Annotated in this window: 10 protein-coding genes and 1 pseudogene; all 11 read right to left on the reverse strand. The window is 65.2% G+C overall.

Features of this window, described 5'->3' with window-relative positions:
- Positions 1-485, reverse strand: a 485-nt coding sequence (locus VFJ08_RS06790) for a glycosyltransferase (RefSeq protein ID WP_324996440.1), incomplete at its 3' end; no start/stop codon positions are given.
- Complete coding sequence (gene xrtA, locus VFJ08_RS06795; protein WP_324996441.1) at positions 482-2,020, reverse strand: exosortase A; 1,539 nt, start codon at positions 2,018-2,020, stop codon at positions 482-484. The genes xrtA and VFJ08_RS06790, both read right to left, overlap by 4 nt.
- 34 nt (positions 2,021-2,054) lie before the next feature.
- Positions 2,055-3,272, reverse strand: a complete 1,218-nt coding sequence (locus tag VFJ08_RS06800) for a TIGR03087 family PEP-CTERM/XrtA system glycosyltransferase (RefSeq protein WP_324996442.1) — start codon at positions 3,270-3,272, stop codon at positions 2,055-2,057.
- Positions 3,273-3,281: 9 nt separating this feature from the next.
- Positions 3,282-4,316, reverse strand: a complete 1,035-nt coding sequence (locus VFJ08_RS06805) for a FemAB family XrtA/PEP-CTERM system-associated protein (protein ID WP_324996443.1) — start codon at positions 4,314-4,316, stop codon at positions 3,282-3,284.
- Complete coding sequence (locus VFJ08_RS06810; protein ID WP_349256964.1) at positions 4,313-5,203, reverse strand: XrtA system polysaccharide deacetylase; 891 nt, start codon at positions 5,201-5,203, stop codon at positions 4,313-4,315. Before VFJ08_RS06810 ends, VFJ08_RS06805 begins: the two co-directional genes overlap by 4 nt.
- A gap of 34 nt (positions 5,204-5,237) precedes the next feature.
- On the reverse strand, positions 5,238-6,473 hold the full coding sequence (locus VFJ08_RS06815) for an ExeA family protein (RefSeq protein ID WP_324996445.1): 1,236 nt from the start codon (positions 6,471-6,473) through the stop codon (positions 5,238-5,240).
- 313 nt (positions 6,474-6,786) lie between these two features.
- On the reverse strand, positions 6,787-8,694 hold the full coding sequence (locus tag VFJ08_RS06820; RefSeq protein WP_324996446.1) for a TIGR03016 family PEP-CTERM system-associated outer membrane protein: 1,908 nt from the start codon (positions 8,692-8,694) through the stop codon (positions 6,787-6,789).
- 4 nt (positions 8,695-8,698) lie between these two features.
- Positions 8,699-9,574, reverse strand: coding sequence for an AAA family ATPase (locus VFJ08_RS06825; protein WP_324996447.1), 876 nt, complete (start codon positions 9,572-9,574; stop codon positions 8,699-8,701).
- Positions 9,571-11,136 (reverse strand): XrtA system polysaccharide chain length determinant, encoded by a 1,566-nt coding sequence (locus tag VFJ08_RS06830; protein WP_324996448.1) that lies wholly within the window; start codon positions 11,134-11,136, stop codon positions 9,571-9,573. Before VFJ08_RS06830 ends, VFJ08_RS06825 begins: the two co-directional genes overlap by 4 nt.
- A 63-nt stretch (positions 11,137-11,199) precedes the next feature.
- Complete coding sequence (locus VFJ08_RS06835; RefSeq protein WP_324996449.1) at positions 11,200-11,766, reverse strand: XrtA/PEP-CTERM system exopolysaccharide export protein; 567 nt, start codon at positions 11,764-11,766, stop codon at positions 11,200-11,202.
- 334 nt (positions 11,767-12,100) lie between these two features.
- Positions 12,101-12,544, reverse strand: a pseudogene (locus tag VFJ08_RS06840) (hypothetical protein); the annotation flags it as partial.

A 12,544-nucleotide genomic window follows, 5' to 3' on the forward strand; every position in this document is an offset into this window, starting at 1 on the left:
TCTTGTTCGAGCCAGCGCGCGAGATCGGCCGAAACCGGGACGAAGCGGCTGATCGTGGGCGCCAGCAGCCGGCGCAGCCAGCGATACTTCGTGTTCGAGCCGTTCGGATCGGCCGCATCGCGGCCGTGCTCGGCGTGCACGACATGCCGGCAACCGGCCAGCCGCGCCGGCACGGCGGCGTCGATGGCGCCAATGTTGTAGCTGTGCACGATATCGGGCGCGAGCGCGCGCAGCCGGCGACGCAACCGGACATAGGCCGCCGGGTCCTTGCCCGGCCGCTTGTCGATCGATTCCACCGGCACGCCCATCGCCTCGGCCCGCGCGGCGAGATCGCCGCGCTCGCGCAGCCCGACGATCACGTGCTCGTAACGATCAACCGTGGCGCCGATCACCGCCAGCGCCACCGACTCCATGCCGCCCACGCTGAGCCGGTCGATCACGTGCACCACGCGCGGGCGCGGCACACCGGCGGTCCGCGCAGTCATTGTCCAGGCCCGGTGATCGCGTTGGCGGCCGCCGTGGCCATGCGGACCAGATTGGCCGAATCCGGCCGGCCGGCTTTGGACACCACCAGGATTCCGGCCGGCGCCGAGCGGCCGGTCAGACGATCGATCGACTGCCAGAGCTTGAAATCGAGCGGCGAAGGCGTCCAACGTGAACCGACGCGATAGGCATAGACCAGCACACGCGCGCCCCCGCCGTGCGCCGCCTCGAGCGTGAGCGCGACAAACGCCGGGCCGTCGGCGCTCGCCCGCACGGTACGTGGGCCGGCCACGGCGCGCCAGGCCGCCGTGTCGTACAGCCCCTGGCGGATATCCAGAATATCGGGGCCGTCGCTGCCGGCGTCGATGCCGAGGTAATCCACCTGCGTCGGACGTACGATATCGCCGTAACGGCGCGCCAGATGCACATCGAGACCGCGCTCTGGCGGCGAGGCGTCTTCGTTGTAGTCGCCGCTGAGCGCGTTGCGACCGGCCAACTGCGCCGGCAACGAATCCGGCCCGGGTTTGTGGGCGCTGGCGGCGACCAGGCCGGTGAGGGCATACCAAGCCGCGGGCGCCACGACCAGCGCCAGCGCGGCCGGCAGCATCCAGCGCATACGTGCCGAGCCGTCCTCGGGCAGCCCATGATCCGGGGTCGGGCCTGCGGCCGGCGCTTGATGCCACGGCCAGCCGCAAACGAACAGCAACACCAGCACAGTGCCGAAAAACTGCCAGCCGAAAATCAGATGATCGGTGCCGGTGGCGTACTGCAGACCGAAGTACTCACCGATCAGAATGGTGAAATACACCCGCAGCCCATTGGCGATAATCGGCACGACCAGGGCAAAGCCGACGAAGATCAGCCGGCGTTTGAGGCTGGTATAGAAAAGATGGGCGTAGAGCACGCCGAATGCGGTGGTCGCGACGAAGAACTTGATGCCGCTGCAGGCTTCGGCGACGTGCCAGGCCGAAACGGGCGTATCGATGAAATGCCCGTCCATGACCACCGGCACCCCGGTCAGCTTGAGCGCCAGTACCGACAGATGAGCGGTGACTGTCTGCAGCGGGCCCACCATGAAATCGCCAAAGGGAATGGCGAACAGCAGATAACCGAGCGCAAAAGCGATCACCCCGGCCACCCGTGGGCCGTAGAACAGATAGATCATCACCGGCCAGATCAGCACCGCCGCGATGTGCAGCGCGAGGTTGATGCCGGCCACCGCGCCGAGCAGCCATAGCGCGCCCAGCGCGGCCACGCCGAGAAACGCGATCGGGCGCGGGCGCGCCGCGACCCGCGCCAGCCAATGCCGGCGCGACCAGATCAGCAAGGCCGAAATCGGGAAGATCAGGAACGCATACTGGAACGTGCCGGTGCCCGCCCAGGTTTCGGCCAGCGATAGGTAGGTGCCCGCATACAGTACGACGAACGTCAGCATGCAGGCTACGAAGCCGATATGGACGGCGATCTGCGGCGTGGCAATGCCGCGGCCCGTCATGGCCCGTCCGATTGCGCTGCGCTGCCTGCGGATTTCGCTCATGAAACGGTTTCCCTAAACGGCTTGCCTAAACGACTTACCCGGCCTTATCGTCGACATCGTACCCGACACCCTCGATCAGGCGATCAAGTTCGGCGAACCGCGCGGCCCACGCGTAATGCGTGAGCACATAACCGCGGGCGGCGCGTCGTGTCGCTTCATCCGGTACGCCGGCCAGACGCGCGATGACCGCGGCCGCGAACGCCTCCGGCGCGGCCACCACATCGCCGGCCGCCTCCGCGCCCGGCTCGAGCCCGGCCTCGGCCTGCGGCGTCATGACCACCGGCCGCGCCATGGCGAACGCCTCCAACACCTTGTTCTGCAAGCCCCGGGCGATACGCATGGGCGCCACCGCCACCCGCGCCCGGGCCAGATACGGTCGTACATCGGGCACCGCGCCGGTCACGACAACGCCCGCGTGCTCGGCCAGCGCCTGGACCCGGCGCGTGGGGCGCGTGCCCACGATGGTGAAGCGCGCCTCGGGCACCGCCTGGCGCACGCGCGGCCATACCTGCTCGACGAACCAACATACGGCGTCGACGTTGGCGCCGTAGTCCATCGCCCCGGTGAACACGATATCGGTGGCGCCGGGCGCCGCCGGCGCGTAGTCGCCGTCGGGATCGAAATATTCGGCATACACCCCGTTGGCGATGGCGTGTACGCGCGCAGCGCAATCCGGCGCCATGCGACGAAAAAAATCGGCCTCGGCGGCCGAAACGAATATGCTGGCATCGAACGACCGGGCCAGCCGCCGCTCGCCGGCCGCCAACGTGTTCGCCTCACGCGCGTAGATCCGGCGCATCGGGCCCCGGGTGTGCGCCGCGTACTGTGCCCACTTGTCCGAATCCACGTCGACGAAATCCAGCACGCGGCGCACAGCATGCCCGGCCACATACGGCGCCATGGTCGAGGAAAAGACCAGCACCGCGTCGATGCGGCGTTCGGCCATCAGCCGATCGACCCAATCCTGCAGCGCGCGGTCACGGTAATAGGCGAAACTGAGCGCCTCGCCCCGGGCCAGCGCGCTCAGACTACGCAGCTTGGCGCGGCGCGGCGCAAGCGGCCGCAGACAGACCTGATCGCACCAGCGATCGAGCACGGCGCGATGCGCCCAGTCGGCGGAATCGTCGACGAAGCTGCCCAGATGCACCGTATGACGCTCGGCCAGCGCGCGCAGCCAATTGAAGGCGCGGATCTTGTCGCCCTTGTTCGGCGGATAAGGGATGCGATGACACAGGTAGAGCAGCTCGGCCATGGGCAAAAGCTAGCCTAGGTCCTTGGACAGCCACGGCCCGATTATCCGTGTCACCGGCAGGGGCAACTTCTGCCAGGCCTTGATGAACATGGCGTATTTCGGGTTGTTGGGGCTGATGTCCGGCATCGCGTCCAGCCCCGACAAGTAGTATTCATAAGCCAGCGGCTGCGGCTCGAAGCCCCAGTGGCGCTTGAAGTGATACGGCCCGGTATCGGCCTTGCTGCGGCCGAAGTCGAAAACCCGGGCGCCGCGCGCGACCGCATGCTGCATGAGCGCCCAATAGAGGTAGTCGTTGGCCTTGCAATCGCGCGCGGTGGGCCCCGCGCCCGAATAATAGGGCAGCACCTCGTCGCGGAAATAGAAATTCAGCACCGCGGCGACCGGCCGGTCTTGGTGCATAACGGTCAGTACGTCGCAGTCGTCGCCGAACACCCGCAACAGCTCGCGCATGTATTTCTGCGAGAACAGCGGCGTGCCCAGGCTGCGCAGGTTATAGGCATAGAGTGGATAGAGCCGGTCGATATCGTCGTCGATGGTCCAGGTCAGCCCGCTCTTGATGCCCTTGCGCACCACCGCGCGCTGCTTGCGCGGAATCAGCTTGAGATTGGCCTCGTCGTTGTCCGCGAGTTCGCGGCGGAACGTATAGTACAAATCCTTGCGCGGCCAGTCGTGGTGGCGCGGGGCGCGCTCGCGCGACTCGAAATAGTCGACGCCGAGCGCGTCGGCGCGCTCGCAGGCTTCGTCGTAGAGCGCGGCCTCGGCCTCGGCGGTGTCCGCCACCGCTCCGCCGTACACGCAAAACGGCGTGGAGATGAGCGCATTGGCAAACAGGCGGCTGTTGACGTGAACGACGGGCAGAATGCCCTCGATGCGCCCGGCGCGCTCGGCATAGAGAAAATGACAGCTGTGGCCGAACGCGCGCTCGATAACTTCTTTCCAGCCGGCGCGATGAAAAAACGTGGCCTGCGGGCTGGCCGCGACAAAGGCCTCCCAGGCCGCGTGGTCGTGACCAAGCGTATGAATCTGCACGGGTTGTGAACTCATGCGTCCTTCGTATCCGAATCGGTGGCGGTATCGGCAGCGGCGCCGACCGGAAAAACCCGGTCCATGCGGTCCCAGACGAAGTCCGAAAGCAGACGACGCAGACGCGGCTCGACGCGGCCGATGTTGAGATAATGACGAAATCGGCGCTTGACATCGAGCCCGGGCACCCGCGGCTGATCGGGGTCGATCTCCCAAGGATGGAAGTAGAACACCGTGGGCTGTCCGTCGCGACGATTCACACGGCGCAGCGCCGCGCGCGTCGCGCTGTAGGGGTAGAGCCGAAAGAACCCACCGCCGGCACAGGGCAGCCGACGGCCGCCGAGTTCGACCGTGGTGACCGGAATCTCGAGCAGTTCGTGTTCACGCAGACGAAACGCGAAACGCGGCGCCTCGGGCATGCCGTAGGCGTCGTGAACGCCCGGATAAATGCTTGAACTATAGGCGTATCCCGCTTCGGCCAGTTCGTCCAGCGCCCACAGGTTGGCCGCGCCGATAGAGAAACTCGCCGCTCGATAACCGCGAACGGCCTGCCCTCCGACGTCCTCGAGCACCGTCTTCGCCTGACGGATATCGGCGCCGAAAGCCGCGCGGTCCTGATTGATCACGCGCACGTGGTTCTGGCCGTGGCTGGCCAATTCGTGGCCGGCGTCGACGATACGGCGAATCAGCCGCGGATGACGCTCGGCGACCCAGCCCAGGGTGAAGAAAGTCGCGCGCACATCGGCCAACTCGAACAGTGCCAGTATCCGGTCCGTGCTCGCCTCGACGCGCGACGGCATGCGCGCCCACTGATCGAAGCGGATGTGCTGTTCGAACGCCGAGACCTGGAAGTACTCCTCCACGTCCACCGTCATGGCGTTCGCGCCGACCCGGGCGGGCTTGGGCATCGGCTCGGGATGCCAGTCGAGGGCATTCACGGCGTCACTCCCGGTTGAACAGGCGGCGAAGCTTATAGGCGGCCGAACCCGGCGCGACCGGAGCCTGGGCCTGAGCCTGGGCCGGAGCCAAAGCCGCGGCCGGCGTGCGCCGTTCGTTTTCCGGCCATTCCCGGTGCGTTGTTTCGGCCTCCACCCTCGGCGTCTTGGACACCAGATCCTGGATCGTGGCCTCTAGGCGTTCGACGCGCAGGATGGCGTCGACCAGTTCACGATGGGCCGCGCTGGTCTCGTGGTATCGCATAAGCTCGGCCACGCGCTCCTCGCCGTGGGCCGCCCGCAGCGCGCGCTCCACCGCGGCGACGCGTTCCAGCAACGGATCGAGCTGGGCCGAACCCGGCGGCGCGCTGTCCGGCGACTCGTCCGGGCCCGGCGGTTCATCGCCGGCGCCGTCATAAACCAGCCCGTCGCTGGTGAATTCGGCTTCGAATTCCTCGATCGCGGTATCCAGATCCTCGCGCCTGAGCTCGCGCCGTTCCTCCAGATAGCCCAGCAGCAACAGCCGGTCCATGATCTGGTTGATCCGGCGCGGTATTCCGCCGGACCATGTATAGACCCGGCCGTAGACGCCGGGCTCGAAGGAAAGACGATCGGCGCGCCAGCCGACGGTGTTCAGGCGGTGCTCGATGTAGCCCGGCACCTCGTCTTCGCTCAGCGGCTCGAGATGATAAGAGGCCACGATACGCTGACGCAGATGCGTCATCGCCGGCCGCCTGAGCAGATCCCGCAGTTCGCTCTGGCCGACCAGCACGACCTGCACCAGCGCCTCGCCCCGAGCCTGCAGGTTGGACACGATCCGCAACTCCTCGAGCGCGGCCGTGCTACAGGTCTGGGCCTCGTCCACGATCAGCAGGGCGCGCCGGTTGCGCGCCGCGGCCAGCTTGTTGACCAGGCCGTCGAGCATTTCGTACTTGGCCAGGCCGCGCACGCCGACCCCGAAGGCCGCGGCCACCGTGGCCACGACGTTATCGGCGTCGATGTTGGCCATCGCGACCCGCGCGACCAGCAGATGCCGCGTCTTGATCTGTTCCAGCAGTACCTGTAGGAGCAGCGTCTTGCCGGTACCCACCGGACCGGTGACCACGACGAAACCCTCGCCCCGCTCAAGGCCGTAGATCAGATACGACAGTCCGCGCGTATGGCTGGCCGTTTCGAACAGCCGGCGCGGGTCCGGCATCAGTTGAAACGGCCGCGCCTGTAGTTTATAGAAATCCTCGTACATAGCTTAAGAGCGTGTTTATAATCCCCACGACGCCGCGCCGGCGGCTATTTTTTCGCAAGACAAGACGCAGCGAGCGTAGTGTAGCCGCGCTACATAAGCGAGCTGCAACGCCGTATTGCGGAAAAATAGCCGCCGGCCCTTCGGGTTGCGGCCCCCATAAAAAATAATCATGGCGCGCCATACGGCGTTGCAGGGCTTGACCGCAGAATGACTGCGGCCGGTGCCCTGCGCCTTGTCTGACACGATTTTGGACCGCAACGCGGTGCCGTGGGGATCATGAACACGCTCTAGGCGTTCTGCCAACCAGCACGCCCTAAAACGCTTTGCGGAATTGCAGCGTGACGCGATTCTCGTCGTACCCGAAACCCTGGTCGTCGTCACGCCAGTTATGGGAGTACCCGATGGCTGCCTGGGCGCTGGGCGAAACGGCCCGCACCAGGGATATACCGGCGCCGTAGTTGTCCGAACTCGTGCTCGTGTTATTGATGAACCCGCCCTCGTAATGCTCCCAACTCGCCGAGGGCACGAGACGGGTACGGATGCCGAGGTCATAGCGGGTGTCCACTTCGACACCGTAATTGCGACTGTCGGGGGCATCGCCGGACTGATAATCCTGATGCTGGGAAAAGCCGACGATCTCGGTCTCGGTAAGGGCGGTATCGAAGCCGATGCGGGCCCGCCAGCGCTTGCGCACATAAACGCCGCGGTCGAGCAGCGAATTGGTGCCGTCGTAACCGTAGCCGCCGCCATAGCCGCCGCCGTAGCCACCGAACGAGCCTATGGAACCGAAGGTATAGCCGGAACCGATGTTGTCGAGCGAATCCAGACCGCCCGAAGACGGCCCTTCGTTGTAGGAGATCGACAGATCCACGACCCGTCCGTCATGGTCGGCGGACAACCCATAGCTCGCGCCATAGAAGCGGTGCCCGTAGTTCACCGTGAGCGAGTTGGCGGCGCTGACCCAGCGCGCGCCCACCTGCCAGCGCGGCGCGGACCAGCGATCGTTCTCGCCGTTTTCCTGATACTCGTCCTCGACCCCGCCGAGCGCGGTCAACGTGAGCGTACGCGAAACGCGGTAGCCGAGCTCGAGCGTGGCGCTGTCGAAATGCTGGGTGTCGTTGGGGTCGCGGTAGTCCTCCGGCAGCGCGTCCTCGCCGAAGGCCTCGCGGAACCGGTCGAGGAAACGCTCCGTGTCGCCGCCGGAACGCTTGACCACCTGGGAGACCACCTGCGCCCGCCAGCTGACCGGCTCGACACTGTCCGGACTGGTCAAACCGGCCAGAACACTGTGAACAGTGGTATCCGGCACGCTGGATTCGCCGTACACGGAACGGCCATAACGATAGCGCAGCACACCCTGGCCCAGCACGCCGAGAGATTGCAGCAAATAGGGACTGATGTTGGTACGCCAGGCGGTGGTCTTGTTGCGGTCCGGCCGGATGATATTGGATCGCGAATAACCGACCGATGGATCGATCACCTGCTGGCCGTATTCCGTATTCGCATCCAGATAGAGATGGCTCTGAATCAGATCGATCTGGGTACTGCCCTGAAAGTTGTTGTAGACATCGCTCTCGTCGCTGTGGTTGGCGTAGAACACGCCCTCGAGTTGGTAACTGGCCTGACCGCGGATTCGCCCGGTCGAGGAACAGGCGTCGAACTGCGGCGCCACGACGGTGATGAAATCGGATTTGGGATTGTTCGAGTCCAGGTTCAGGTTATCGGTAAAAGTTTCCGAGCCGGCAATCGAAGCCTGGATAAAGCTCTTGGACGAACGCCGCGGCGACGCGGGCCGGTCCAGCACCGACGCGTTGCCCGAGGCGGCCACGTCGCCGTAGTGCAGGCTGGGCGTACAGCCGGCGGGCGCGAAGCCGGCGGTAAAACCGAGCGGGTTGACGGTGCCCGGCCCGCTCAGGGCATAGGCGCTGTCGTTGCCTTCCACGATGACCGGACGACTGTCCTGATAGAAGCCGCCGTTGCCGGACGTACTCGCGTTGCCGTTAGTGTTGCCGCTAGCGCCGCTGCCACCACCGGTACCGCCACCGCCGGCGCTACCGCCGGACGCCCCCGATGCGCCGCCGCCCGTATCCGCCGCCATTGCAGTCGCGCCCCAGACCAAGGCCAGCGGCACCGCAATCGTGCACAACCGCATACCGGCCGCGCCGGCCCGGCGCGGTTCGTATAAGGAGTCGCACTTAAGTACAAAATACCGAATACTCATCGGACTACTCCGAACGATCCGGCTCGGCCGGATACATACCATAATAACCAGCGTGCCGCTCGCCGAACAGCTGGTGCCCCTGACTCAGGATTAAGCTGATCTCGGCCGCGGCCGGTTCGATCAGCGACAGCGCGGCCTCCACCGCGCGTTTCTCGGTATGCTCGGCGCGCACGACCATGAGAATCTGGCCGACGTTGACCGCCAGAGCCTGCGACTCGGCGGTCGCCAGCAGCGGCGCCGAATCGAACAACAGGATACGCGCCGGATCGGCGGACAGTTCGTCGAGCACATCCTTCATACGCCGGCTGGACAAACTCTCCGCCGCGCGCCGACTGCGCTGGCCCGCCGGCAGGATTGACAGCCGCGGCTCGCTCGTGGGCACGACACACCGCTCTGCATCGGCATCCGCGTGAGTGAGCAAATGCATCAGACCCGGTTCGCGCTCGAGTCCCAGGCTGCGGCTGATGCCGGGCTTGGCGACGTCGCCGTCGACCAGAAGCACCGAATGATCCAGCTCGCCGGCCAAACTCATGGCCAAGTTAAAAGTGGTGAAGCTCTTGCCCTCGCCCGGGTTGGCGCTGGTCACCATCAAGCGGTTCGCCGGCGGCGCACCGGCCGGCACCTCGGCGTTCATCGCGTTGAGTATCGGGCGCTTGATGCGCTGCAGCTCGCGCGAGATCCACTGCGCCATCGACTCCGGCGGCAACAACCCGACCCGGCGCAGCCGGATATCGTCCAGTTCCAGCGGCTCGCGCTGGCCCGGTTCGCGCGTATCGAACGCGCGCTCCTCAGGCAGCGCGTCGTCCTCTTCGGGCGCCCGGACCGGGCGCTGGCGCTCCTGACGTTTCAGTCGCTCGGCGGCTTTCTCGACAATACTCATAAAACCTGTCCGGAGACGATATTCGGAACCCAATGTACTCCGATCGGCACCAGCGCCAACGCCACTGCGAAACCGATCGGCAGCGACGCGCAGCAAACGAAGAACACCAGCATGGAGCGCCGCCGATTCGCGCGCTGGGCCGGGCTCAGCGCCAGGCTCACCGAGCCGATGACCGGAACACCGGTCGCATCGGTCAGATCGCGCCGGCTCGAGAATACCGGCCGAAGCTGGGCCAGGAACCAGGCGAACGCGAGCCCCGCGACGAGCGCGCCGATCAGCGCCATCGCCATCAGGATCATGCGCTTCGGCCCCGACGGTTCGGCCGGGACTTCCGGCGGGTCGATGACGCGGAACTGCAGCGCCTCGCTGCTGTTTTGCACATCGGTCGAAAGCCGCGCGCTGTACAGACGCGACAATAGTTGCTGGTACTGATCGCGCGTGACCGCGTAGTTGCGGCTGAGCTGGGCAAGCTGGGCCTGGGCGTCGTTCATCGAATCCGCGTTGTCCTGCAACTCCTGCAACTGCTGCTCTTTACGCTGCAGCGACGATTCCAGCGCGCTGATCTGGATCTTGGCCTGGCTGAGTCGGGCGGCCCGCCCGCCACCGCTCGATGCCGCCGCCGGCGCCTGAATTTCCTCGGGATGCGCGCTAAGGCGCGCCAGCATCTCGCTGCGGCGCTGCTTGAGATTCGCGATCCGGTGCTTGGTGTCGATAACGTCGGGGTGGCGCGGCGTGTACCGGGTCAGCAACTGCGATAGCTTCTGCTGCGCGCCGTTGATCTGATCGTCGAGACGCTGGACCTGCTGGCTCTGCGCCGGCGGCACGCTGCTACCGCCGGAACCCATATTCGCAGCAATGTTGGCCTTGCGATTGCGCGCGGCCGCCAGTTGATCCTGGATCGAACCGATTTTGGCGTGGATTCGCTGGACCTGGGTCACGTAATCGTTCGCGCCCGGCATCATCTGGGCGTGGCTCTTCTTGAATGTCGACAACTGCTGCTCGGTCTCGTTGAGCTTCTGCTTGTACTTATCGACCTCGTGGGCCAGAAACGCGACCGCCTGGGTGGTGTCCCCACCGTTGCTGTTGGACAGGTTCATGGTGGTCATGATGCTCATCACCTGCTGCACCACCGACTGCGCGAGCGTGGGCTTCGAACTGGTGTAGGTGATCGTGTACAGGTTGGCGTCGCCACCGCTGTTGGACAGCGTCAGCCGATTCTGCAGGCCCTGGATGAGCGCCTGTTCCTGTTCCGGCGTGGTCGCTCTCAGGTCGAGCCCGGTCGCGCGCGCAATATCACGCAGATGCGGCCGGCTGAGCACGGTGCGGATGAGCAGACTGACCTGTTGATCCGCGTTCGGCATGACCGCCATGCCGTGGAGCAGCGGATCGATCGCCGACTTGGTGTCGATGTGTACGCGCGCCGACGAGCTGTACTGGTCGGGCAGGCTGTACACATAGAGCCAGCCGACGATGGCGATGATCCAGGCAATGCCCAGCGCAATCCAGCGGAAGCGCCAGATATTGCGCAGCTGCCCCAGAACGAGTGAGAGGATTTCCTGCATGGGCCTCGCTCAAGTTGGCGTGTGGCGAGCCCGGCCAAGCGGCCGGGCCCGCCGTACGCAGTGCTAGAAAAAAGTCCGCGGGATGATCACGACATCGCCCGGGCGCATCGGTACGTTGTCGTTGATATTACCGCTGAGCAAATCCTCGATATTGACGCTGTATTTCCGGGTCTGACCGTTCACATGGCGCACGAGCGTGGCGCGGTTGCCGGCGGCGAACTGGGTCAGGCCGCCGACGTTGATCATCACGTCGAGCAGCGTCATTCCGGTGCGATACGGCATCGACTGCGGCCGCGCGGCCTCGCCCACGACCCGGACCTGATCGGCGTACGTGCCGTGGAACTCGGTGACGATCACGGTAACCCGTGGATCGCGCACATAGGTCGACAGCGATCGCTCCAGATCCTTGCTGAGCTCGGTGGGCGTCTTGTTCGACGCCCGTATGGACTGGACCAGCGGGATCGAGATTTTGCCATCCGGCCGCACCGGTACCGTCACGCTCAAATCGGGGTTGTTGCGCACAAAGATTTGCAGCTGATCGCCGGGCCCGATCCGGTAGGCGGTGTGCTGTGCCTGCCCCTTTAACACCTTGGGCGGCGCCGGCGCACAGCCAGCTACGAGCCCGGCCACGAGAATCACGAGAGCCCAAGTTATAAACAAACGATTTCGAAACACTATGCCACCCCCCGCAGGCCGACCCGGCCCCGCTTTATCTGTTGTCGTATCACCACACCAAACCTCTAATCATCCTGTCACAACGCTGTTCGCGCCATACGGCATTACGGCGCCTCGTTTGGCGCGAAAAACCCGCTCGAACTTTATATTGCGAACTTAGAGTACAGGACATCGGTCGACCGGCCCGAATCGCGTCGCCGACGTGCGCCGAATTCCAATATCAGTGCGCATCATGCAGCGACTATTCTCCAATTGTAAATCAAATCGCTCTGCGCCCGGTTACTCACTTTCACCCGGTGTCGCCGGATGCGCCGTTGTCCGCACCGAGCTTTTTCAGCACAACCCGGGCCTGGCCCGCCTCATCCTCGGGTAAACCCGAGGCGAGCGCCTGCTGCAGCAACGAGGTCGCACGGCCGACGTCATCGCCGTGTCCGCGCTTGGCCAGTGCCGCGCCGAGATGGTAACGAATCTCCGGGCTCGCCTTACCGGCGTCGTTTTCCGCTTTTTCCAGCAATTCGATGCCGGCATCGAGCTGGTTCTGGCCCACCAGGAGCCAGCCGAGGGTGTCGGTCACCGCGGCGCTATCCGGCGCCCGGTCGTGCGCTTTCTTGGCGTAGGCCAGCGCCTGCTGAGGGTGGTCGTCGGCGTTGAGCACCGCCAGATTGTTCAGCGCGATTACCGAGTCCGGCTGCGTATCGAGCACCTGCCGATAAAGATTAGCCGCCTTGGTGGG

This window comes from Salinisphaera sp. (assembly GCF_035690525.1).
Taxonomy (GTDB): Bacteria; Pseudomonadota; Gammaproteobacteria; order Nevskiales; family Salinisphaeraceae; genus Salinisphaera.

Bases quoted from the DNA above. Each gene is read 5' to 3' on its own strand.
- xrtA (WP_324996441.1), bottom strand. From the start codon at position 2,020: ATGAGCGAAATCCGCAGGCAGCGCAGCGCAATCGGACGGGCCATGACG.
- VFJ08_RS06830 (WP_324996448.1), bottom strand. From the start codon at position 11,136: ATGCAGGAAATCCTCTCACTCGTTCTGGGGCAGCTGCGCAATATCTGG.
- VFJ08_RS06820 (WP_324996446.1), bottom strand. From the start codon at position 8,694: ATGAGTATTCGGTATTTTGTACTTAAGTGCGACTCCTTATACGAACCG.
- VFJ08_RS06805 (WP_324996443.1), bottom strand. From the start codon at position 4,316: ATGAGTTCACAACCCGTGCAGATTCATACGCTTGGTCACGACCACGCG.
- VFJ08_RS06825 (WP_324996447.1), bottom strand. From the start codon at position 9,574: ATGAGTATTGTCGAGAAAGCCGCCGAGCGACTGAAACGTCAGGAGCGC.
- VFJ08_RS06815 (WP_324996445.1), bottom strand. From the start codon at position 6,473: ATGTACGAGGATTTCTATAAACTACAGGCGCGGCCGTTTCAACTGATG.
- VFJ08_RS06810 (WP_349256964.1), bottom strand. From the start codon at position 5,203: ATGCCCAAGCCCGCCCGGGTCGGCGCGAACGCCATGACGGTGGACGTG.
- VFJ08_RS06800 (WP_324996442.1), bottom strand. From the start codon at position 3,272: ATGGCCGAGCTGCTCTACCTGTGTCATCGCATCCCTTATCCGCCGAAC.